Origin of the sequence: Micromonospora sp. NBRC 101691, from assembly GCF_030269285.1 — a bacterium.
GTDB classification, from domain to species: Bacteria; Actinomycetota; Actinomycetes; order Mycobacteriales; family Micromonosporaceae; genus Micromonospora; species Micromonospora echinospora.
The window spans coordinates 291,605-313,696 of record NZ_BSTB01000002.1; the positions used below are offsets into that span (position 1 = coordinate 291,605).

The following is a 22,092-nucleotide window of genomic DNA, read 5'->3' on the forward strand; positions in this document are numbered from 1 at the left end:
CGACAGGCGGCGCTCCGGACCGAACGAAGGTCGCCGGCACGGGCGTGGTTCCTCGCATGCTACTCACCGGTAACCACGCGTGCCCGTGCCCTCCGTGTGTCCCACACCACACCCACCCCGGACCTCCGGGGTGGGTGTGCGCCGTCACGGTGTGGGCAGGACGGCGGTCAGCTCCGGCACCAGCAGGCCGAGCTGCCAGTTCCGCGCGCCGAACCCACGCAGGGTCTCGGTCACGGTCTCCTCGGTGATCTCGTCCGGCGGGGTCCAGGCCAGCCGGCGGATCGAGTCCGGGGCGATCAGGTTCTCCGGCGGCAGGCGGTGCTCCCCGGCGATCCGGACCACCACCTCGCGACACCGGGCCAGCCGCGCGGCGGCCACCGGGTCCCGTTCCGCCCACCGGTGCGGCGGAGGTGGACCCTCCACCACCGGGCTGACCGGGAGCGCGTCCTCGGGCAGCTGCCGGGCGTCCTCCAACGCCGCCAGCCAGGTACGGGCCAGCCGGCGCACCGACCGGCCACCGAAACCGGGCAGGGTCAGCAGCGTCTTCTCGTCCTTCGGGTCCAGTTCGGCGGCGGCGACGATCGCCGAGTCGGGGAGCACCCGTCCCGGGGCGGCGTCCCGCCGGGCGGCGATCTGGTCCCGGGCGTACCACATCGACCGGACCCGCGCCTGGGCCCGCGCGCCGCGCAGCCGGTGGATGCCGGAGGTGCGCCGCCACGGCTCGGCCCGCACCCGGGGCGGCCGTGCGCCGGCGGCGACCAGCGCGGCGAACTCCTCCGCCGCCCACTCCTGCTTGCCCTGCCGTTCCAGCTCGGCGGCGAGCGCGTCGCGGAGGTCGACCAGCAGCTCCACGTCCAGGGCGGCGTAGGTCAGCCAGGACTCCGGCAGCGGCCGGCTCGACCAGTCCGCCGCCGAGTGGTGCTTCTCCAGGGTGTAACCCAGTAGGTGTTCGGTAAGCGCGGCCAGGCCGACCCGTTCGAATCCGGCCAGCCGCGCGGCCAGTTCGGTGTCGAACAGCCGACGCGGGCGCAGCCCCAGCTCGGCCAGGCAGGGCAGGTCCTGGCTGGCCGCGTGGAGCACCCACTCGGCCGGGCCGATCACCGCGTCGAGGGCGGACAGGTCGGGCAGGGGCAGCGGATCGATCAGGACGGTGCCGGCCCCGCCACGGCGCAGCTGGACCAGGTAGGCGCGCTGGCTGTAGCGGTATCCGGAGGCGCGTTCCGCGTCGATGGCCACCGGTCCGGTGCCCGCCGCGAACCGGGCCACCACCTCGGCCAGCGCGGCCGATGTGGCCGCCGGCGCGGGTGTGCCCTCCCGGGGGGCGGTCAGGGGTACGGGCTGCTCGGCGGTCGCTTCGGTCCCCGCGTCCGTCGGCTCCGGCGCGGCCGATGGCGGGTGCTGCGGTTCGTTTCCCGGTCGGCGTTCGGCGGCCCGACGGCGCAGGGGTGGTTCGTCGGTCACCTGACAACCCTAGTGCGCGCGGCGATCGGGTGCGCGCAGCCTCCTCCGGTGCGTGTCGGCGGCCGCCCCTGGTACCGCCGTGTCGGGGGAGTGGACAAGAGGGGAGACAATGTCGTTCCGGGCCGGTACGGTCCATCGGGCCCACCGCCGGCGCAGCGCCGGTGGCCGGCCGGCAGGCAGCTCACCGGGGAGGACGTGGCAATCATGACGGCGGGGTACGGGCCGCAGGACGGTGGACCGGTCGGGCCGGCACCCGGTTCCGGTGAGCAGGGGAGTCGACCGGGTCCGTTGCCACCACGGATGGAACCGCCACGGACGGCGGTGGGCGGTTGGCCCGCGCCTCCGGCGGGCTCCGCCCCGGTCCCCGGCCAGCCCCCGACAGGCGGGGGACACCCGGGGGCCCCGGCAGGCTACGCCGCCCCGGCCGCGGTGCCCGCACCCCGGGGCACCTGGCCGACCGCCGGCGAGACCGGGCCACCGCCGGCCCCGCCGCGCCCGGCGACCGGCGGGTCCCCGGCGCCCGCCCCGACGACCTGGTCGCCCGGCCAGCCTCCGGCCGCCTCCGGCCCGGCCTTCCCGGGCACCCCCTACCCGGTCGACGCGCCCGCCGGTCGCCAGCGCTCCGGATGGTTGCCCCGCGCCGCCCTGCTGCTGGCGCTGCTGCTGGTCCTGGTGTCCGGCGTCCAGGCGTACCAGATCCACGTGCTCAACGACCGGCTCGGCGACACCCGCAGCGACCTGGCCACCGCGCAGGACCGCGACGGCGTCCGCCTCGACGGGGTGGAACAGCGCACGGAGGAGCTGGAGAAGCAGGCCGGCACGGTGTTCAACCCGGAGGAGATCGCCGAGACGGTGCTGCGCAGCGTCTTCCGGGTCCGGGCCGGCACCTCCACCGGCACCGCGTTCGCCGTCGGCAAGCCCAACTCCGAGGGCGGGGCGAACCTGTTCACCAACTACCACGTGGTCGAGTCGCTCTGGACCAGCGGCGAGCGCCAGGTGTTCCTGGAGCGCACCGACCAGCGGTTCCCGGCCACCATCGTCAAGGTCGACGAGGAGAACGACGTCGCCCACCTGCGGACGGCGGCCAAGTTCACCGGCCTGGTCACCGCCGCCACCCCGGTGAAGTCCGGGCAGCAGATCGTCGTCGTCGGCGCGCCGCTCGGCCTCACCGACAGCGTCACCACGGGGGTGGTGAGCGCCTTCCGCAAGGCGGAGAACGGCGGCGGTGACGTGATCCAGTTCGACGCTCCGATCAACCCCGGCAACTCCGGGGGTCCGGTCATCAACAGCGCCAAGCAGGTCGTCGGCATCGCCACCGCCAAGGCCCGCAACGCCGAGGGCATCGGCCTGGCCGTGCCGATCAAGACCGCGTGCGACGGCTTCGACATCTGCTGATCCGTCCGCCCACGCGCCCCGCACCCGCCCGGTCCGCCCCGTCAGCCGGAGCCGGACCAGCCCACTCGGAGGAAGTAGCCATGACCCAGCCACCCACCGGCGGGTACCCCCCGCCGGGGTACCCGCAGCAGCCGCCGGCCGGCCCCGGCGGCGGGCTGTACGGCTCCCAGCGCGAACCGCAGGGGCACGAGCCGACCCAGCAGTTCGGTGTCGACCCGACGCTGTCGGCCCAGCCGCCGGCCGGGTATCCGCAGTCCGCGCCACCGGCGACCGGCTACCCGCAGTCCGCGTCACCCGCGGCGGGCTACCCGCAGTCCGCGCCGCCCGCCGCCGGATACCCGCAGCAGCCCGGCTACCCCGGTGGCTACCCGCAGTCCGCGCCGCCGGCCGAGACGCCGGCACCGGCCGCCTACGGCCCGACCTCCGGCGGGCCGGTGCCAGGTCAGTACACGCCCACCTCCGGCCAGCCCTACGGCCCGCCGATGTCCGGCCCGCCCGGGTACCCGCCGGCGACCACCTCGGGGGGAGGTGGCGGACGCGGCCGGGCGGTGCTCGTGCTGGCGATCGTGGCCGGCCTGCTCTTCGTCCTCGGCGGGGTGATGACCGGGCTGTACCTCAACACCAGCGGTGACCTGGAGCGCACCGAGAAGAACCTGGTCGCCCGGACGACCGACCGGGACACCCGGGTCAAGGAGATCGAGAAGCTCAAGGGCGAGTTGCAGACCGCCAAGGACAAGCTGACCGACACCCAGCAGGACCTCACCGGCACCAAGAACGACCGCGACGAGCAGGCCCGGCAGAAGAAGGTCATCGCGAACTGCCTGGAGAAGCTCACCACCGCGCTGGCCGCCGCCGCGGCCAACAACAAGGCCGCCTACGACCAGGCGGTGAAGGGTCTCGACGCGGTCTGCGACGAGGCCGAGAAGTACCTCTGACCCACCGCGCTTCCCGTCGGTCCGCAGGCCGGTCGTCGTGTCACGGCGACCGGCCTGCGGACCGTTGCGTCCGGCCCGACCGGACACGCCCGGCCGGGAGGCCCGCAGCGGTGACGCCCCGGCGGGACCCTCGGGCCGCCGGGGCGCGGTGCCGGCGTCAGCCGGTGGCGGCGGACCGGCGGTCGGCCAGCGCGGTCACCCCCGGCGGTGGCAGGCCGGCGGTCGAGGCGAGCAGCACACACCAGGCGTGCAGGTGCGGGGCCAGGTTGTCGTCGAGCGGGGTCCACGAGGCCCGGATCTCGATGTCCCCGGTGGCCGGTGGGCCGGCCAGGTCGCCGAACCGGGTGGACATGGTCTGGGTGACCGTGCCGCCGAGCGCCCGGTGGCCCGCGTCCTGGGCCTCCAACGCGTCGGTCAGCCAGGTCCAGCCCACCCCGGGCAGCAGCGGATCGGCGGCGAGGTCGGACTCCAGGTCCGCGGTGACGTAGCTGACCAGTCGTAGCGTGCCCTGCCACGCCTCGTGCCCGGCCGGATCGTGGAGCAGGATCAGCCGCCCGGTGGCGACCTCGTCGTCGTCGCGCAGCACGGTGGCGGAGAGGGCGAAGGCGAACGGGGCGAGGCGCTTCGGAGCGCCCACCTCCTCCATCACGATCTCGGGCCGGGTCGCCACCGACCGCAACCCGGCGACCGCGCGGGCGAAGGTCTCCGGGAGCGCGATCGGAGGGGACATGCGGGCAGCCTAAGCCGCCGCCGCGTCCGGCTGGCGGACGGCGCGCCGGCACCGGACCGCTCGTCGCCGCCGCTGTCGCCGTACCGGCTACCGGGAACGCGCAGCGTGACCGTCCGGTGGCTCTCGGAGGCGTGTCCTTCGCAACCCGGGCGACCGGCGGTCACGGTGGACGTGGCACGATTGCGGCGATGACCACCACCACTGCGGGCGGCGCTGCCCGAGACGGAGACACCCGCCGGAGCGCGGGCGGAGCATCCCGCACCGTCGACTCGCCCTTCGTCCGGGCCTGTCGTCGGCGCCCCGGCCCGCACACGCCGGTCTGGTTCATGCGGCAGGCCGGGCGGTCGCTGCCGGAGTACCGCGAGATCCGGGCCAACGTGGCGATGCTGGAGTCCTGCCGCCGTCCCGAGCTGGTCGCCGAGATCACCCTCCAGCCGGTCCGCCGGCACGGCGTGGACGCGGCGATCCTGTTCAGCGACATCGTGGTGCCGGTCGCGGCGGCCGGCGTCGACCTGGACATCGTGCCGGGCACCGGCCCGGTGGTCGCCGAGCCGGTGCGCACCCGCGCCGACGTCGACCGGATCCGGCCGATCACCGTCGACGACGTCTCGTACGTCGACGAGGCGGTCCGGCTGCTCGTCGCCGAGCTGGGCGACACCCCGCTGATCGGGTTCGCCGGCGCGCCGTTCACCCTGGCCAGCTACCTGGTCGAGGGCGGCCCGTCGCGGACCCACGCGAAGACCAAGGCGCTGATGTACGGCGACCCCGAGCTGTGGCACGCGCTCTGCGGCCGGCTCGCCGAGGTGACGCTGGAGTTCCTGCGGGTCCAGGTCGCCGCCGGGGTCTCCGCGGTGCAGCTCTTCGACTCGTGGGCCGGCGCGCTCTCCGAGGCCGACTACCGCCGCTACGTGCAGCCGCACTCGGCGAAGGTGCTGGCCGGGCTGGCCGACGCCGGGGTGCCCCGGATCCACTTCGGAGTGGGCACCGCCGAGCTGCTGACCGCGATGGGGGAGGCCGGCGCCGACGTGGTCGGCGTGGACTGGCGTACCCCGCTGGACGTCGCCACGAAGCGGATCGGCCCGGAGCGCGCGGTCCAGGGCAACCTCGACCCGTGCGTGCTCTTCGCTCCCTGGCCGGTGGTCGAGGCCGAGGTGCGACGCATCCTCGACGAGGGCCGGGCCGCCCCCGGTCACGTCTTCAACCTCGGTCACGGCGTCCTGCCGGAGACCGACCCCGACGTGCTGACCCGGGTGGTCGCGCTGGTGCACGAGGTGTCCGCGCGGCCCGTCGACTGACCGGAGGCGACGATGCGGCGACCGTGGCGGATCGCGGTCATCGGCGGTGGGATCACCGGGCTGGCCGCGGCCGTCCGGTTGCACGACCGCGCCCCCGCCGGCACCGAGGTCACCGTGTACGAGCAGTCCGGCGCGCTCGGCGGCAAGCTGCGCACCGGCAGCCTGGCCGGCGGGCCGGTGGAGTTCGGCGCGGAGTCGTTCCTGATGCGTGACCCGGCCGGCGGCGAGTCCGGGGCGGTGGCCCTGGTCCGCCGGCTCGGACTCGCCGCCGAGATCGTGCACCCGACCGTCGGGCAGGCCGCGCTCGCCGTCGACGGGGGACTGCGCCCGATCCCGGGCGGCACGCTGGTGGGCGTACCGGGGGATCTGGAGAAGGTGGCGACGGTGGCCGAGCCGACCGCGGCGGCCGACCTCGACGGCGGGAAGCCGTTGCTCGGCCCGGACGAGGACGTCGCGGTCGGCGCGCTGGTCCGGGCCCGCCTCGGCGACCAGGTGGTGGACCGGCTGGTCGACCCGATGCTCGGCGGCGTCTACGCCGGCCGGGCCGACGACCTCTCCCTGGTCACCACCATGCCGGCGCTGGCCCGCGCGGCCCGGGTGGAGCGCACCCTCACCGGGGCGGTCCGGGCGGCGCAGGCCGCCGCGCCCCGGGCCCCGGGGACACCGGTCTTCGGCGCGCTGGCCGGCGGGATGAGCCGGCTGGTCGAGGCGGCGGCGAGGGCCAGCGGGGCGACGATCCGGCTCGGCGCGACGGTCCGCGACCTCACCCCGCTGGGCGGGCGGTGGCGGTTGACCGTGGGCCCCACCCGGGACCCGGAGTCCGTGGAGGTCGACGCGGTGGTGCTGGCCGTGCCGGCCCGTCCGGCGGCGCGGCTGCTCGCCGAGGCGGCCCCGGCGGCGGCGACCCGGATCGGCGGGCTGGACTACGCCAGCGTCGCCCTGGTCAGCCTGGCCCTGCCCGAGCCGGAGCTGCCCGCCCTCTCCGGCTTCCTGGTGCCCGGCACCGAGGGGCTGCTGATCAAGGCGGCCACCTTCTTCACCACCAAGTGGGGGCACCTGCGCCGGCCGGACGGGGTGGCGCTGGTGCGTGCCTCGGTCGGCCGGTACGGCGAGGAGCAGCAGTTGCAGCTCTCCGACGCCGACCTGGTCGCCACCGTGCACCGGGAGCTGTCCGGCGTGCTCGGCACGACGCTGCCGACGCCACTGGGCAGCCACGTGCAACGGTGGGGTGGGGCGCTGCCGCAGTACACCCCGGGACACTCCGACCGGGTGGCGGCGGCCCGGACGGCGCTGCGGGCGGCACACCCGACGCTGGCCCTGGCCGGGGCCGGGTACGACGGGGTGGGCATCCCGGTCTGCGTGCGGTCCGGCGAGACGGCGGCCGAAGAGATCATCAGTGCACTGGGAGGAGCGGCGACATGACCGAGCAGACCGAGCAGACCAATGCGGCCCGGCTGCGGGAGCTGAACGACAGCATCCGCTACACCATGTGGTCGGTGTTCCGGGCCACCGGCCCGCTGCCGGCCCTGCGGGACAACGTCGTCGCCGAGGCCGACGCCCTCGTCGAGGAACTGGCCGGGAAGGACGTCGTGGTCCGGGGCACCTACGACGTCGCCGGGCTGCGCGCCGACGCCGACCTGATGGTCTGGTGGCACTCGTCCTCCAGCGACGACCTCCAGGACGCGTACGGCCGGTTCCGGCGCACCGCGCTGGGGCGGGCGATGACCCCGGTCTGGTCGCAGATGGCGCTGCACCGGCCGGCGGAGTTCAACAAGAGCCACATCCCGGCGTTCCTGGCCGGCGAGGAGGCGCGGGCCTACATCTGCGTCTACCCGTTCGTGCGGTCCTACGAGTGGTACCTGCTGCCCGACGCCGAGCGGCGGGAGCTGCTCGCCGAGCACGGCCGGATGGCCCGTGGCTACCCGGACGTGCGGGCGAACACGGTCGCCTCGTTCGCCCTCGGCGACTACGAGTGGATGCTCGCCTTCGAGGCCGACGAGCTGCACCGGATCGTGGACCTGATGCGCGACCTGCGTGCTTCCCGGGCCCGCCGGCACGTCCGCGAGGAGATCCCCTTCTACACCGGCCGTCGCCGCTCGATCGCCGACATCGTCGCCACCCTGCCCTGATCCGTTCCGGCGTCGCCGCCGACCCCGGTCGATCGTCGAGGCCGGGGTCGGTCAGGCCGTGGCCTCCCGGCGCATCGGGGTGTGCGGGATGCCGTCCTCCACGTACTCCGGGCCGCTGGCGTTGAAGCCGTACCGCGCGTAGAAGCCGACCAGGTGCGACTGCGCCTCCAGGACGCTCGGGCGGTGCCCGACCACGGCGAGCGCCTCGGTCATCAGCCGCCCGGCGTGGCCGCCGCCGCGCGCCGACGGGGCCACCACGACCCGGCCGATCCGCTCGACGCCGCCCGGGTCGGCCAGGATCCGCAGGTACGCCACCGGTACGCCGTCCTCGGCCAGCCAGAGGTGCCGGGTGCCCGGTTCGACGTCCCGCCCGTCGAGCTCCGGATAGACGCAGGCCTGCTCCACCACGAACACGTCGATGCGCAGTTTCAGCAGGTCGTGGAAGGTGCGGGCGTCCAGGTCGGCGAACGAGGAGACCCGGAGAACCGGGGTGCGGGGCAGCATCCCGCCAGGCTAGTGCCCCCGGTCGGCGGCCTGACCGGAGGATCGCTCGGACGCAAGCCCATGTCGCCAAGCGGACACCCTTCGCATGCCGTTAATAATCAACAAATATCATTGTGTGCGGAAAAGTCCGAATTCGTGGCGTCGATGGAGGTTGTATGAGCACTGCCCTGACGACCGGCAGCTGGTCGTCCCTGAGCGTCAGCCCGCCGAATCTCAACGGACTCGGCACCGAGCACGTCCGGTGGGGTACCCCGGCCGGCTCCGGCCAGAGCGGGTACGTCTTCCGCGGCGGCTCCGTCGAGGTGCAGACCGACGGCACCGAGTTCACCCTCGGCACGTACACGCACGAGAACTTCCCCATCACGGGCATGCCGGCCCAGCACTTCGACGTGGACCTCGTCGTGCGGGTGGCCTTCGAGGACGGCACCGAGTCGGACTTCAGCTTCCGCTTCCACCACAACGAGACCCCGAACAACGGTCCGACCCCGGACGACGTGGTCGACCTGCCGACGTTCGTCTCGCCGGAGACCGTGACGATCGACGGGGTCGAGTACGGCGTGGTGATCAGCGGCTTCAAGCGCGGTGGCCAGGTCGTCCGGACGTTCGTCAGCCCGGAGAACGGCGCGAACAGCGCGGACATCGTCGCGATCTTCGCCCGTGCCGGACGGCCGGACGTGGTCATCACCACCGTGCGCAACCGGGGCGACGTGAAGTACACCCAGGCGGACGAGTACGTCGAGATCGTCAACCGGGGCACCGTGGCCGCGAACATCAGCGGCTGGACGCTCGGGGCCGACGACGCCGGCCAGGACTTCGAGTTCCCGCCCGGCACGGTGCTCCAGCCGGGGCAGCGGATCCGGATCTACACCAACCAGCACCACCCCGAGTGGGGCGGCTTCTCCTACGGCAGCGGACGCCCGATCTGGAACGACAAGGGTGACCGCGCGGCCCTGCGGGGACCCGACGGCGAGGTGGTCTCCGAGTACGGGTACGGATCGCGGGCGCTGACGCCCTGACACGTACCGCCGGACGCGGCCACCGCGACGACGGTCGGTGCGACACGCACGGTCCGCGGTGGTCGCGTCCGGTGCCCGTCAGGCCGGACGCGCACCGACCGTGTCGGCGATCGCGGCGGCCCGCTCACCCTCGACGGTACGGGCGCAGTGCGCCGAGCAGAAGAACCGGCCGGACACCTCGACGCCGTGCCCGACGATCTTCAGCTGGCAGTGCTCGCACACCGGCGCCAGCTTGTGCACCGCGCACTCGAACGAGTCGAAGGTGTGCGAGTCACCGCTGACCGTCCGGACCTCGAACGCCATCCAGTAGTCGTTGCCGCAGACCTCACAGGTCGCCATGACGGAACCCCCCACCGACAGTCATGCCCTGAGGGTGCGCCATCGGACGACGGCATGGTGGCGGAACGGAGGAGAAAACGTCCGGTCGGGTGGCCCGGTGCGCGCGGCTCAGCCCTCGCGGCTCAGGCCTCGCGCGGCTCCAGCCGGATGGACACCGAGTTGACGCAGTGCCGGGTGTCCTTCGGGGTGAAGCCCTCACCGTGGAAGACGTGCCCCAGGTGGCTGTCGCAGCGCGCGCAGCGGATCTCGACGCGCCGCATGCCGAGCGTGTTGTCCGGGATCTCCTTGACCGCACCCGGCAGCGCGTCGTCGAAGCTCGGCCAGCCGCAGTGCGAGTCGAACTTGGTGTCGCTGGAGAAGAGTTCCACACCGCAGGCCCGGCAGTGGTAGACGCCGGGGGTCTTGGTGTCGACGTACTCGCCGGTCCACGGGCGCTCGGTGCCGGCCTGGCGCAGCACCCGGAACTCCTCCGGGCTGAGCCGGACGCGCCACTCGTCCTCGGTGCGGGGCAGTTCGCTCTCGGAAAGACTCACCCGGCAAGAATAAGTCCTCTGTCACCGGTGTGACATATGGTCGCGGCATGGGTGGCACGAAGGCATCGGCCGTCGAGATCGAGGTGGCCGGGCACACCGTACGACTGAGCAGCCCGGACCGGGTGATCTACCCCGAGCGGGGCTACACCAAGGCCGACGTCTTCCAGTACTACCTCGCGGTGGGCGACGGGATCATGCGGGCGCTGCGGGACCGCCCCACCACGCTGCAACGCTTCCCCGAGGGCATCGAGGGAGAGATGTTCTTCCAGAAGCGGGTGCCGGCCCGGGGTGTGCCGCCGTGGGTCCGGACGGCCCGGATCGAGTTCCCCAGCGGTCGCAGCGCCGACGAACTCTGCCCGGTCGACCTGGCGTACGTCGCCTGGGCGGCGCAGATGGGCACGATCGTCTTCCACCCCTGGCCGGTGCGCGCCGCCGACGTGGACCGGCCCGACGAACTCCGCGTCGACCTGGACCCGCAGCCCGGCACCGACTTCGCCGACGCGGTGACGGCGGCCGGCGAGCTGCGGGCCCTGCTCGACGAACTCGGCGCGACGGGCTGGCCGAAGACCTCCGGCGGCCGGGGCGTCCACGTCTACCTGCGCATCGAGCCGCGCTGGACCTTCACCGAGGTGCGTCGGGCCACCATCGCCCTGGCCCGCGAGCTGGAACGCCGTCGCCCTGACCTGATCACCACGGCCTGGTGGAAGGAGGAGCGCGGGGCGCACGTCTTCGTCGACTACAACCAGATGGCCCGCGACCGGACGATCGCCTGCGCGTACTCGTTACGGGCCAACGCCCGGGCCACCGTCTCCACCCCGGTCGACTGGGACGAACTGCCCGACGTCGACCCGGACGACTTCCACCTCGGCAGCGTGCCGGCGCGGCTGGCCGAGCGGGGCGACCCGCACGCCGGCATCGACGACCGTCCGTGGGACATCACCCCGTTACTGGAGTGGGCCGACCGGGACGACGCCGCCGGCTCGGGCGACCTGCCGTACCCTCCGGACCACCCGAAGATGCCCGGTGAGCCCAAACGGGTGCAGCCGTCCCGGGCCCGGCCGGAGGCCGACTGAGGCGGCGTATCTCGCCTGGCGGGATCGACGTCCCGCATCCAGGGAAGAGGCGGCTAGGTTCGGGGCATCCGGAACGAGGAGGTCCCGTCATGGTCGCCGCCCGCAACGTCTACACGCACGGACACCACGAGACGGTGCTGCGGTCGCACCGCTGGCGTACCGCGGAGAACTCCGCCGGTTACCTCCTGCCCCACCTCGCCTCCGACCAGGCCCTGCTCGACATCGGCTGCGGGCCCGGCACCATCACCGTCGACCTGGCCGGACGGGTGGCGCGGGTGACCGCGCTGGAGGTCACCGGGGAGGCCCTGGATCTCGCGCGGGCCGAGGCGACCGCCCGGGGCCGGGACAACGTCGACTTCGTGGTCGCCGACGTGCAGGCGCTGGACCTGCCCGACGCGGCGTACGACGTGGTCCACGCGCACCAGGTGCTCCAGCACGTGGCCGACCCGGTCCGGGCCCTGCGGGAGATGCGTCGGGTGTGCCGACCCGGTGGGATCGTCGCCGCCCGCGACAGCGACTACGCCGCGTTCACCTGGTTCCCCCGGGTGCCCGAGCTGGACGAGTGGCTCACCCTGTACCAGCGGGCCGCCCGCGCCAACGGCGGCGAGCCCGACGCCGGTCGGCGGCTGCTCTCCTGGGCCCGCGCCGCCGGGTTCACCGACGTCACCGCCACGGCCAGCACCTGGTGCTTCGCCACCCCGGAGGACCGGCAGTGGTGGGGCGGCATGTGGGCCGACCGGATCCGGCACTCGGCCATGGCCGAGCAGGTGCGCGCGTCCGGCCTCGCCACCGAGGAGGACCTGGCCCGCCTGTCGACGGGGTGGCGGGAGTGGGCGGCCGCCGACGACGGCTGGTTCACCATCCTGCACGGCGAGATCCTCTGCGGGGCCTGACGACCGGCCCGGGTGGGCGCCGCCCGTCGGTGACGGGCCTCAGCGGTCGTCGGGAAGCGCCCCGGAGACCGCGATCAGCACGCAGCCGAGCAGCGCCAGGGCGGTGCCCGCGCCCGGCCGGGCCGAGGACATGCCGGCCGCCTGCCGGTACGGATCGTTCGCCACGAAGTACCAGATCGCCCCGATCGAACTGCCGCAGCCCAGCGTCGTGGCGATCGACCAGCCCCGGCTCGCCTCCCGCCACGGCCGGCGGGCCGTGCCGGTGCGCAGCAGCGACGGCACCGCCAGCAGCGCGCCGACCAGGGCGAAGGGCAGCGCCACGAAGACCAGGTCGAGGCTGGCGTCCACCTCGACCCGGTCCGGGTACTCGCGTCGCCAGGACGGCAGCCCGACCGCGACCGCGACCGTCGCCCAGCCGGTGGCCAGGAGCAGCACCCCGGCCCGCCGCCAGCGTGACCGGGGCGGCCCCGCGACGGCCGGACGCGTGGGTGCCGACCAGATGCCCACCAGGCAGGCCAGCAGCGCTCCGGCGGCGGGGAGCAGCGCCGGCCCGGGCTGGGTGGACACCGGACCCCGGTCGGTGTCGAACGAGGGATCGACGGTCCGTACCAGCGACACCGCGATGACCCCGAGCACCACCACCAGGACGACCGCCAGGGCGGTGCCGACCAGCCGGAGCAGCCGCTGCGGGCGTCCGGCCGCGACCGCCACCGCCCGGGTCACCACCAGCAACGTGGTCGCCCCGACCAGCCAGGGGCCGGCCACCGCGCCCACCGCGGCCACCTTCTGCTCCAGCGTCGCGGCGACGACCGGGTCGCCGGTGACCGTACGCCAACGGGTGAACGCGGCGGTGACCAGCAGCGCGGCGGCGAGAACCAACCAGGCCACGGGAGGCAGCCGTGCCGTCCACGCCGCCGGTGCCAGCCGAGCCCGTGCCATGCGGAGAATCTAGTGCAGCACCGTCCGTCGCGCCCTCCTCGCCGGTGCCCGGCATTCGGTGCCGGCGGCCCGCTGCCCGGCGTCCCATAACCGGTGTCGTCCGGGCGCTGGTCGGTGCGGAAGTCCGGCCGGCTGCTGGTGCCGGCCGGGAGCGGCGGCGCGTACCCGCTTCCGTTCCCCGGGAGGGAAGTCATCGGTTCGGGCAGTGTAGAGCTGCCCCGCCTGTGCTACCGGTACGTCCCCGCCTGCTGAGCAGGACCCGCGACCGTCGTTCCGATCGCGTGCTGGAGGGCCGCCACGATCGCGGAACCGATGCCTCCGACACGGTCAGGGCGAGGCCGCTGGAGGGCAGCGCCGCTGGTGGCGGCCGGGGCGAGGGAAGGAGGCACCGACTGCCCCGTCTGTGCGGGCAGCTCCACAGCGTCGGTGGAGGCATCATCCTGCCGGGAGCCGGGAGCCGGGAGCCGGGAGCCGGGAGCCGGGAGCCGGGAGCCGGGAGCCGGGAGCCGGGAGCCGGGAGCCGGGAGCCGGGAGCCGGGAGCCGGGAGCCGGGAGCCGGGAGCCGGGAGCCGCGTCAGAGCGGCAGCTTCATCCCCTCGTGGCTGGCGACGAACCCGAGGCCGACGTAGAACCGGTGCGCGTCGGCCCGGCGCTTGTCCGTGGTGAGCTGCACCAGCGCGCAGCCCTGCTCGCGGGCGCGGTCGACCACCCAGGTCATCAGGGCCCGGCCGATCCCCGCGCCCCGGCGGTCCGCGCGCACCCGGACGGACTCGACCAGGGCACGTTCCGCGCCGTGCCGGCCCAGGCCCGGGATGTAGGTGACCTGGAGGCAGCCGACCACCTCGCCGTCCTGCTCGGCGACCACGAGGTGGTTGCGGGGGTCGGCGGAGATGTCCGCGAAGGCCCGCTCGTACGCCTCGTCGACCACCGTGGCCTCCCGGCTCCGGCCGAGGACGTCGTCGGCGAGCAGGGCGACCACTGCGGGCAGATCGGCCCGGACCGCTGTCCGGAACACCAGGTCAGACATGCCGCTGAGGATGGCACAGCCGGCTGGCCGGTGCGGGTGGCGGGGCCGGTGACAGTGACGGGGGCGGTGCGGGTCAGCGTGCCGGGCAGCGCAGTCCCTCCGCCGGCACGGTCAGGTCGATCAGGTAGGCGTCGACCGCCTCGGTGACGCAGGTGGTCTGCGGGTAGGCGGTGTGCCCCTCGCCCTCCCAGGTGAGGACCCGCCCCACCCCGAGCATCGCGGCCAGCGCCGGGGTCTGCTCGTATGGCGTGGCCGGGTCGCCGGTGGTGCCCACCACCAGGATCGGCGGTGCGCCGTCGGCCTTCCCGGTCGGGTACGGGTCGGGCTCGGCGGGCCACTTCGCGCAGGTCAGGAGTCCCACCGCCAGTGCCGGCCCGAACAGCGGGTACGCCCTGCGCCACTGCCCCTGGAGCTGGCGGATCCGTTCGAGGCTCGGCCGCTCCTCGTCGTCGGCGCAGTTCACGGCCAGGTTGGCGTCGAACAGGTTCGTGTAGGTGCCATCCGGGTTCCGTCCGGCGTACGCGTCGGCGAGGCGGAACACACCGGCCGGGTCGCCCTCGGCCAACTGGTCGATCGCGCGGGCCAGTTCCTGCCACCCCTGCTCGGTGTAGAGCGAGGAGATGACCGCGTAGAAGACCCAGCCGGCAGTGGCCTCCCGCCCGTCCGCGCCCCGCACCGGCGAGACCCGGGCCTTGTCGATGGCCGAGGTCACCGCCGCCCGGGCGTCCGGGGCGAGCGGGCAACGGTCGGCGTTGGTGGAGCACCAGCGGACGAAGTTGCCGAACGCCCGCTCGAAGCCCTTCGCCTGGCCCTCCGACGCCTCCACCGCGTCCTGGCGGGGATCGATGGCGCCGTCGAGCACCAGCGCGCGGACCCGCTCCGGGAAGCGCTGCGCGTAGACCGCGCCGAGCAGGGTGCCGTAGGAGTACCCCAGGTAGGTCAGCTTCTCGTCGCCGACGGCGGCGCGCACCGCGTCCATGTCCAGGGCGGCCTGCTCGGTGCCGAACAACGACAGCCGGTCGCCGTACTTCGCCCCGCAGGCCTGGCCGATCCGCTGGTTGAGGGCGACCAGACCGTCGAAGGCGGCGGTCGACTCCGGGTCGGGGTCGTAGCCGAAGCTGGCGTCGAGGTCGGTGTCGGAGATGCACTCGACCGGACTGGAGCGGGCCACGCCGCGCGGGTCGAAGCCGACGATGTCGAACCGCTCGGTCACCGAGGCCGGCAGGCCGCCGAACTGCTCCCCGAGGGAGAGGTAGACCGCCGTGTCGACGCCGGAACCACCCGGGCCACCCGGGTTGACCAGCAGCGACCCGATCCGGTCGCGCTGCTTCGTGGAGCGGGCCCGCAGCAGCGCGATCTCGAAGGTCGCGCCGCCGCCCGGGGTGGCGGTCGCCGGCCCGCCGGTGGTGTCCCACCGCTGCGGTACGGCGATGCGGGCGCATTCGTACCGCATGCCCGGCGCGGCGCGGCCGGCCACCTGTTCGGCGGTCTCCGGGCAGGCCCGCCACCGGGGGGTCGCGCCCAGCGGGGCCACCGACGCCTCGCCCTCCACCTCGGCCCGGGGCGCGAACGTCGGCAGGGTGCAGCCGGTGGCGACCAGGGCCGCCGCGACGAACCCGGCCAGCGCGAAACGGGCCCGACGGGTCGGGGGCGGATCGGGGTTACGGCGCACAGCCTGCCCTCCAGGATCGTGTCGGCGTCAGCTCGGCCCGGTCGTCGGCACCGGATCACCGCGCAGCACCTGGTCGACGTCGAAGCGGACCGGGCGTTCCAACTGGTCGTACCCGCAGGAGCGTGGGTCGCGGTCGGGCCGCCAGCGGACGAACTGGGCGGTGTGCCGGAAGCGGTCGCCCTCCATCGCGTCGTAGCCGACCTCCACCACCAGCTCCGGGCGCAGCGGCTCCCACTCCAGGTTCTTGCCGCCGGTCCAGCGGCTCACCCCGCCCGGGATGCGCTGGCCGCGCTCGTGGTCGCCGTGCGCCCACGGGTGGTCGTCGCCGACGTCCCGGTACGGTTCCAGCTCGGTCAGCAGCTCGCGGCGGCGGGCCATGGTGAACGAGGCGCAGACCCCGACCTGGTGGAGCAGGCCCTGCGTGTCGTAGAGGCCGAGCAGCAGCGAGCCGACCACCGGGCCGGACTTGTGCCAGCGGAAACCGGCCACCACCACGTCGGCGGTGCGGGCGTGCTTGACCTTGAACATGAGCCGCTTGCCCGGCTCGTACGGCAGGTCGGCCGGCTTGGCGATCAACCCGTCCAGCCCGGCGCCCTCGAAGACGTCGAACCACCGGCGTGCGGTCTCCAGGTCGGTGGTGACCGGGGTGACGTGCACCGGTGGACGCACCTTGGCCAGCGCGGCCTCCAGCCGGGCCCGGCGCTGCGCGTAGGGCAGGTCGAGCAGCACCTCGTCGTCGATCGCCAGCAGGTCGAAGGCGACGAAGTCGGCGGGGGTGGTCTCGGCGAGCAGCCGCACCCGGGACGCGGCCGGGTGGATCCGCTGGGCGAGCAGCTCGAAGTCGAGCCGGGGCTGCCCGTCGGGACCGTCGCGCCGGATCACGATCAACTCGCCGTCGACCGCGCAGCGCTCCGGCAGCTGCGCACGGGCCTGCTCGACGACCTCGGGGAAATACCGGGTCATCATCTTGCCGCCCCGGCTGGCCAGCTCGACGGAGTCGCCGTCCCGGAAGACGATGCACCGGAACCCGTCCCACTTGGGCTCGTAGGTCATCTGCTCCCCGGTGGGGATCCGGGCGACGCTCTTGGCCAGCATCGGCTCGACCGGCGGGTTCAGCGGCAGCTCCACGGCGACCAGTCAACCAGACACCACCGACGACGGTGAGCCACATCACGGGCGCGTCCGGTGTCGTGTGTCCCGCGCCGGGGGTGTCCGTCACCGGTGGCCGATCCGGAAAACCGCAGGTCAGAGCTACCGTCGCCGGGTGCGCGAGTTCGTCTGCGGCTGTTGTGGGCGCTGGCGGGTCAGCGTGGAGCTGATCCGGGGCCGGTACCGCTACCGGCTGGTGCGCCGCTACCGCCCGGAGTTCGGCGGTGGCAAGGATGTCCTCGGCGAGGCCGGATCGATCCCGGAGCTGGCGGACCTGCTGACCCGGCGTACCCCGCTGACCCTGGCCGACCTGCGCGAGGCGGCCTGAGCCGATCGGTCCGGCGGTCCGCGCGGGCCGCCCCGGGCCGCCGACGGCGGTCGTACGCTTGCCGGGTCCGCGCCGAACCCCGGAGGTGCCCGTGCCGCTGACCTACCCGCACGTCGGGGCCACCCGCACCGGGGACCTGCCGGCGGGCTGGCGGCACGTGCGGCACCGGGTCCGGCTTCCCGACGGCTGCTTCGCGGTCGCGGGCGCGGCCGTGCTCACCTGGCGGCTGCACCGCGCCGCCGGCGTCCGGATCACCGCCGACGCGCCCCGGGCCGCCCCGGGCGTCGCCGTCACCTCCGGGCTGGGCGTCGGCCCGTTGCGGCTCGCCGCCCCGTGCGAGGTGGTCTGGGCCGCCGACGACGACCGCCGGGCCGGTTTCGGGTACGGCACGCTCCCCGGTCACCCGGCGGCCGGCGAGGAGGCGTTCGTGGTGGAACGTGACGACGCGGGTCGGGTTTGGTTCGAGATCCGCGCGTTCAGCCGTCCGGAGCGCTGGGTCATGCGGGCGGCCGGCCCCGCCGGGCGGGCCTTCCAGCATGGGTACGCCCGCTGGCTGGCGGCCACCCTGCGTCGGCTCTGCCTGCGGGCCGGCTGACCGGGGTCAGTACGTCGCGAACGAGCGCAGCGGCATCCTCGGCCCGAAACGGGGTGCCTGGACACCGCCGGCGGCCAGCAGCAGGCAGACCCGGCCCCGGTGTCCCCGGAACGGCTCCAGCAGCGCCAGCATCCGCGCGTCGTCCCCGCGCGCCTCACCGGCCAACGCCCAGCTCACCGTGTTCGGGACGTGGTAGTCCCCGACGCTCACCGCGTCCGCGTCGCCGTACGCGATCCGGAGCACCTCGGCGACGCTCCACGGGCCGATGCCGGGGATCGCGGTCAACCGGCGGGTCGCCTCGGCGGCGTCCGCGCACGCCTCCAGCCGGTCGGCGAGGGCGGCGACCCGGCGCAGCGTCTCGGCCCGCCGCTGTTCCACCCCGAACGGGTGGAACACCCAGTACGGCGCGGCGGCCACCGCCGCCGGATCCGGCGGCAGCAGCAGCGTAAACGGCCCCGGCGCGGGCTCGGCGAAGTGCCGGACCATCGCCGCGTAGGCCCGGTACGCCTCCTTGCCGGTGACCTTCTGCTCCAGGACCGTGCGCAGCAACTGCCGGAAGACCCGGCCGGTGGCCGGCATCCGCAGCCCCCGGTGGCCGGCGGCCAGCCGGGACACCACCGGGTGCCGGCCGGCCAGGTCGGCGAAACCGGTCAGGTCGTCGCGCAGGCCGGCGATCGCGTCGGCGCGCTCCAGCACCCAGTCGGCGCCGGGCCCGTGCCCCTCGGCGAGCAGGTCGCCGTCGTGCCGGCGCAGGCACAGGGTCGCCGGCCCGTCCGGCGTACGGGTCGCCCACCAGAGCGCCCCGGCGGCGATCCGGGCGCACGGGTCGTACGGGCTGAAGGTCAGCGCGCGTACCGTCTCGGCGAACCGGTGCTCCGGCGGCGGGCGCAGGATCCGGGTGGCGGTCACCCGGACACTCTGCCACGGCCGGCGCCGACCGCTGGCGGCACCGGTCCGCCGCGCCCCCGTTCGCCCCTGCTGCTGGCGCAGCTCATCGACGGCTGGTGGTTCCTTCACGCCGAAGCCGTCGTGGTCAGGGACAATGCCACGGTGAGCTGGGAAGAGTTCCTCTGGCATGTGGACCACCGGCTTGGTATGTACGTTGGGCTGCCAAGGTACGAGCGAGCGTTTTCGGCGCTGACGGGGTTTGACCTTGCGCGTGGCCGGGGCGAGCTGGCGGCGTTCCAAGAGTGGATGTCCGCCCGCCACCGTGGCAGCAGCCTTGCCTTCTGGTCTTTGGTGCTAGCGGAGACCTTCGGTGAGGGTGCGACCGAGGACCGTCTTGCCAGCGATGACGACCACAAGCGGGCCATCTCGAACCTCTGCCGGCTCCTCCGCGAGTTCCTCGGACAACAAGTGTCGATTACCAACCAGCGCTGAGCGGGGATGGCCTTGTTGCTGACATAGGGAGCCTCCCGGCGTGTGAGGGGTTATGGGGCGGCCTGCGGATCGGTAGCGTTGGGTGTGGTTGCGCCGTTGAGTCGGTGGTGCGTCCCGCGTTACGCGAGGAGGTTCCGGGTGGATTCCTTGCCGGAGTTGACGTTCGGGCAGCGGTTGAAGGTCTACCGGGAGCGGTCCGGGAAGACTCGGGCGGTGCTCGGTGGTTTGGTGGGTCGTAGCGCCGAGTGGGTCAAGGCGGTGGAGACCGATCGGATTCTGCCGCCGCGTATCCACATGCTGGATCGGATCGCGCGGGCTCTCAAGATCGATGTTTCTGTGTTGGCTGTGGAACTGGGTGACCGGTCTGCTGTGGTCAATGGGCCGGAGCATCCGGCGCTGGTGTCGGTTCGGGATGCCGTGAACCATGTCGCGTTCTCCGGTGACGTGCCGGCGGAGTCGTTGTCCAGTCTGAGGGAGCGGCTTGCGATGGCGTGGCGGGCACGTCATCAGGCGTCTGATCACCGTACGGTGCTGGGCGGATTGTTGCCGGGGTTGCTTCGGCACGGGCAACGCGCCGTGTTGGCGTACGAGGGCGACGAACGTCGGCAGGCACAAGCCTTGTGGGCGGAGGTGCTCGGGCTCGCGCAGATGTTCATCGCCTACCAGCCCGCTGCCGAGTTGCTGTGGCGGGTGGCGGACCGGGCGATGGTGGCGGCTCAGGAGTCCGGTGATCCGGAGGCGATTGCACGTGCGGGGTGGTTCCTGGGCCAGGTGCATCGGGACGCCGGGGACTGGGACACCGCGATGGTCGTGACGCTCGACGTGCTGTCGGCATTGGAGACGCAAGCGGTCGACGGGAGCACGAATCTGCTGGCGCTGTGGGGTGCGCTGAACTTCGAGGCCGCGTACGTAGCCGCTCGTGCCGGTGAGGAAGGGCGGGCCTGGCGGTACTGGGATCGTGCGGACCGGGTGGCGCAGCGTCTGCCGGAGGGCTTCTATCAGCCGCAGACGTCGTTCTCCCGGGTCATCATGGGTGCTCATGCGGTGACCGTGGCGGTGGAGTTGCAGAAGCCAGGCGAGGCGGTGCGGCAGGCCCGTCGACATGACGCGGCAGCGATCCCGTCCAGGCCGCGTCGGGCACGTCATCTCATCGAGGTCGCGCGGGCGCACTACGGCAAGGACGACAGGGAATCGGCCGTGGCGACGCTGCGGCAGGCGTACGAGTCGGCTCCGGAGACCATCCGGTACAACGGGTACGCCCGTCAGATCACCTTGGATCTACTCGAAGGGCCGCGTTCCACCCGAGATGACGCGCGTGACCTCGCGGCCAGGGTCGGACTCGTCCACTGATTCAGGGGTAGGAACCTGACCCATTGCAGCTCGCTACTGACCGTAGCCTCTCGCATACGGGATGCGGCGGGTGGTGTTGGCTTTCCACGGGACCTCGCCGCGCCCCTATCAGCGGTGACCGGCCCTCACCTGTCCCTGGCGCAGATCCGCAACCGACTGATCCTCACCGCTCGTACCGTCCTCCGCGATCACCGGCCCGGACCCGACGGACGCTGCCCGGTCTGCCGGGCCGCAGGCTGCCCGGTGGCGACCGCCGCCCGGAACGTCCTCCGCACCGCCGAAGGAGTACCGCAGCGGAGTACCGCAACAGCGCCGACCGAACCCGAACCGGACGAGCCTCAGTAGGCCCGATGACCTCGGACAACACCCCATCCGGCCGGCTCGCCGCCAGTTCGCACCGAGGGGGTCACCGGCGGACGGAGAAGAGCCCGGGTGGCGGCGGCGTGGAGGCGGTCGCCCCGGCGTCCCGGACCACGGTCGCGCCGCCCACGAACCGGTCCAGTTCCGCCCCGGCGAGCACCCGCCCGGGAAACCAGTCCCCGGCGGCCCGCCGGGTCAGCGCCGCGACCGGCGGCTCGGCCCGGCCGGCGACCAGCACCAGGTTGCCGTACCGGCGGCCCCGCAGCACCGCCGCGTCGGCGACCAGGCAGGCCTCCGGCAGCACCGACCGGACCGTCGCCACCTGGGCGCGGGCGTACCGCAGCGGTGGGCCGTCGGCCAGGTTGGCGAGGTACCAGCCGTCCGGACGCAGCACCCGGGCCACCTCGGCGGCGTACTCCACCGAGGTCAGGTGGGCGGGGGTGCGGGCACCGGCGAAGACGTCGGCGACGATGACGTCGTACGCGGCGTCGGGCGTGGTGGCCACCACCTCACGGGCGTCGGCGACCCGGACCCGGATCCGGGCCTGCGCCGGCCAGGGCACGCCCCGGCGGACCAGGTCCACCAGTGCCCCGTCCACCTCGACCACGCGGGACGTCGAACCGGGGCGGCTGGCCGCCAGGTAGCGCGGCAGGGTCAGCGCGCCGCCGCCGAGGTGCAGCACCCGCAGCGGTACGCCGGCCGGGGCGACCAGGTCCAGCGCGGCGGCGAGCCGGCGGACGTACTCGAACTCCAGGTGGGTGGGGTCGGTCAGGTCGACGTGCGACTGCGGCGCGCCGTCGAGCAGCAGGGTCCACGACCCGGGGCGGTCCGGGTCCGGCACCAGCTCGGCCTCACCGGTGTCGACCCGTTCGACCACCCGGTCCGCGTCCCGCCTGCGCCCCATGCGGCCCAGTATCCCCGTCGGCCGAACCCCGACCGCCGGGGCGGTCGTCGCGCCGGACGGCCGCACGCCGGGTGTTCCGCGCCGA

At 74.0% G+C, this 22,092-nt stretch carries 23 protein-coding genes; 12 read left to right on the forward strand and 11 right to left on the reverse strand.

The features are described 5' to 3' along the window. Positions 1–144: 144 nt before the first annotated feature. Positions 145–1,461, reverse strand: coding sequence for a ribonuclease D (locus tag QSK20_RS05315; RefSeq protein WP_285787418.1), 1,317 nt, complete (start codon positions 1,459–1,461; stop codon positions 145–147). Between the two features lie 204 nt (positions 1,462–1,665). On the opposite strand from QSK20_RS05315, the gene QSK20_RS05320 reads away from it, so the two are divergent. Next, a complete protein-coding gene (locus tag QSK20_RS05320) occupies positions 1,666–2,856 on the forward strand; it encodes a S1C family serine protease (RefSeq protein WP_502888862.1) in 1,191 nt (396 codons plus the stop codon). An 80-nt stretch (positions 2,857–2,936) separates the two neighbouring features. After that, positions 2,937–3,791 carry a hypothetical protein gene (locus QSK20_RS05325; protein ID WP_285787420.1) on the forward strand — a complete coding sequence of 285 codons (855 nt, stop codon included), beginning with the start codon at positions 2,937–2,939 and terminating at the stop codon, positions 3,789–3,791. 157 nt (positions 3,792–3,948) lie between these two features. Here QSK20_RS05325 and QSK20_RS05330 read toward each other — a convergent pair whose 3' ends face one another. Then, positions 3,949–4,521, reverse strand: coding sequence for a DUF3000 domain-containing protein (locus tag QSK20_RS05330; RefSeq protein WP_285787421.1), 573 nt, complete (start codon positions 4,519–4,521; stop codon positions 3,949–3,951). Positions 4,522–4,709: 188 nt separating this feature from the next. On the opposite strand from QSK20_RS05330, the gene hemE reads away from it, so the two are divergent. The 3 genes from hemE to hemQ are packed head-to-tail and all read left to right on the forward strand — an operon-like array spanning position 4,710 to position 7,945. Next, a complete protein-coding gene (gene hemE, locus QSK20_RS05335) occupies positions 4,710–5,816 on the forward strand; it encodes a uroporphyrinogen decarboxylase (RefSeq protein ID WP_285787422.1) in 1,107 nt (368 codons plus the stop codon). A 12-nt stretch (positions 5,817–5,828) separates the two neighbouring features. Beyond that, positions 5,829–7,238 (forward strand): protoporphyrinogen oxidase, encoded by a 1,410-nt coding sequence (gene hemG, locus QSK20_RS05340; RefSeq protein WP_285787423.1) that lies wholly within the window; start codon positions 5,829–5,831, stop codon positions 7,236–7,238. Beyond that, positions 7,235–7,945, forward strand: coding sequence for a hydrogen peroxide-dependent heme synthase (gene hemQ, locus QSK20_RS05345; RefSeq protein ID WP_285787424.1), 711 nt, complete (start codon positions 7,235–7,237; stop codon positions 7,943–7,945). Before hemG ends, hemQ begins: the two co-directional genes overlap by 4 nt. A gap of 51 nt (positions 7,946–7,996) precedes the next feature. On the opposite strand, the gene QSK20_RS05350 is transcribed toward hemQ, so the two are convergent. Next, complete coding sequence (locus tag QSK20_RS05350; RefSeq protein WP_285787425.1) at positions 7,997–8,449, reverse strand: GNAT family N-acetyltransferase; 453 nt, start codon at positions 8,447–8,449, stop codon at positions 7,997–7,999. Between the two features lie 155 nt (positions 8,450–8,604). Between QSK20_RS05350 and QSK20_RS05355 the strand changes: the two genes are divergently transcribed. Further along, complete coding sequence (locus QSK20_RS05355) at positions 8,605–9,465, forward strand: lamin tail domain-containing protein (RefSeq protein ID WP_285787426.1); 861 nt, start codon at positions 8,605–8,607, stop codon at positions 9,463–9,465. 78 nt (positions 9,466–9,543) lie between these two features. On the opposite strand, the gene QSK20_RS05360 is transcribed toward QSK20_RS05355, so the two are convergent. Further along, complete coding sequence (locus QSK20_RS05360; RefSeq protein WP_285787427.1) at positions 9,544–9,804, reverse strand: metallothionein; 261 nt, start codon at positions 9,802–9,804, stop codon at positions 9,544–9,546. A gap of 122 nt (positions 9,805–9,926) precedes the next feature. After that, complete coding sequence (msrB, locus tag QSK20_RS05365; RefSeq protein WP_285787428.1) at positions 9,927–10,337, reverse strand: peptide-methionine (R)-S-oxide reductase MsrB; 411 nt, start codon at positions 10,335–10,337, stop codon at positions 9,927–9,929. Positions 10,338–10,384: 47 nt separating this feature from the next. Between msrB and ligD the strand changes: the two genes are divergently transcribed. Further along, on the forward strand, positions 10,385–11,410 hold the full coding sequence (gene ligD / locus QSK20_RS05370; RefSeq protein WP_285787429.1) for a non-homologous end-joining DNA ligase: 1,026 nt from the start codon (positions 10,385–10,387) through the stop codon (positions 11,408–11,410). An 89-nt stretch (positions 11,411–11,499) separates the two neighbouring features. Then, positions 11,500–12,303, forward strand: a complete 804-nt coding sequence (locus tag QSK20_RS05375; RefSeq protein ID WP_285787430.1) for a class I SAM-dependent methyltransferase — start codon at positions 11,500–11,502, stop codon at positions 12,301–12,303. 39 nt (positions 12,304–12,342) lie between these two features. Here the strand turns inward: QSK20_RS05375 and QSK20_RS05380 are convergent, their stop codons facing one another. From QSK20_RS05380 to QSK20_RS05395, 4 genes are all read right to left on the reverse strand, one after another. After that, positions 12,343–13,242 (reverse strand): hypothetical protein, encoded by a 900-nt coding sequence (locus QSK20_RS05380; RefSeq protein ID WP_285787431.1) that lies wholly within the window; start codon positions 13,240–13,242, stop codon positions 12,343–12,345. 574 nt (positions 13,243–13,816) lie between these two features. Further along, positions 13,817–14,269, reverse strand: coding sequence for a GNAT family N-acetyltransferase (locus tag QSK20_RS05385; protein ID WP_285787432.1), 453 nt, complete (start codon positions 14,267–14,269; stop codon positions 13,817–13,819). 73 nt (positions 14,270–14,342) lie between these two features. After that, positions 14,343–15,941, reverse strand: a complete 1,599-nt coding sequence (locus QSK20_RS05390) for an alpha/beta hydrolase (RefSeq protein ID WP_285787433.1) — start codon at positions 15,939–15,941, stop codon at positions 14,343–14,345. A gap of 27 nt (positions 15,942–15,968) precedes the next feature. Continuing rightward, positions 15,969–17,069 carry an ATP-dependent DNA ligase gene (locus QSK20_RS05395; protein ID WP_285787434.1) on the reverse strand — a complete coding sequence of 367 codons (1,101 nt, stop codon included), beginning with the start codon at positions 17,067–17,069 and terminating at the stop codon, positions 15,969–15,971. 136 nt (positions 17,070–17,205) lie between these two features. Between QSK20_RS05395 and QSK20_RS05400 the strand changes: the two genes are divergently transcribed. Further along, complete coding sequence (locus tag QSK20_RS05400; protein ID WP_091464281.1) at positions 17,206–17,418, forward strand: hypothetical protein; 213 nt, start codon at positions 17,206–17,208, stop codon at positions 17,416–17,418. A 91-nt stretch (positions 17,419–17,509) separates the two neighbouring features. Further along, positions 17,510–18,013, forward strand: coding sequence for a DUF1990 domain-containing protein (locus tag QSK20_RS05405; RefSeq protein WP_285787435.1), 504 nt, complete (start codon positions 17,510–17,512; stop codon positions 18,011–18,013). Between the two features lie 6 nt (positions 18,014–18,019). Here the strand turns inward: QSK20_RS05405 and QSK20_RS05410 are convergent, their stop codons facing one another. Then, entirely contained in the window at positions 18,020–18,922 is a 903-nt protein-coding gene (locus tag QSK20_RS05410; RefSeq protein WP_285787436.1) for a DNA-3-methyladenine glycosylase family protein, read from the reverse strand. A 141-nt stretch (positions 18,923–19,063) separates the two neighbouring features. On the opposite strand from QSK20_RS05410, the gene QSK20_RS05415 reads away from it, so the two are divergent. Together QSK20_RS05415 and QSK20_RS05420 are read left to right on the forward strand one after the other, a co-directional pair. Beyond that, positions 19,064–19,393: a hypothetical protein gene (locus tag QSK20_RS05415; protein ID WP_285787437.1), complete on the forward strand. Its 330-nt coding sequence runs from the start codon at positions 19,064–19,066 to the stop codon at positions 19,391–19,393. A 138-nt stretch (positions 19,394–19,531) separates the two neighbouring features. Next, a complete protein-coding gene (locus QSK20_RS05420) occupies positions 19,532–20,743 on the forward strand; it encodes a helix-turn-helix domain-containing protein (protein WP_285787438.1) in 1,212 nt (403 codons plus the stop codon). Positions 20,744–21,149: 406 nt separating this feature from the next. Here QSK20_RS05420 and QSK20_RS05425 read toward each other — a convergent pair whose 3' ends face one another. Next, positions 21,150–22,007 carry a spermidine synthase gene (locus QSK20_RS05425; protein ID WP_285787439.1) on the reverse strand — a complete coding sequence of 286 codons (858 nt, stop codon included), beginning with the start codon at positions 22,005–22,007 and terminating at the stop codon, positions 21,150–21,152. Between the last annotated feature and the right edge of the window lie 85 nt (positions 22,008–22,092).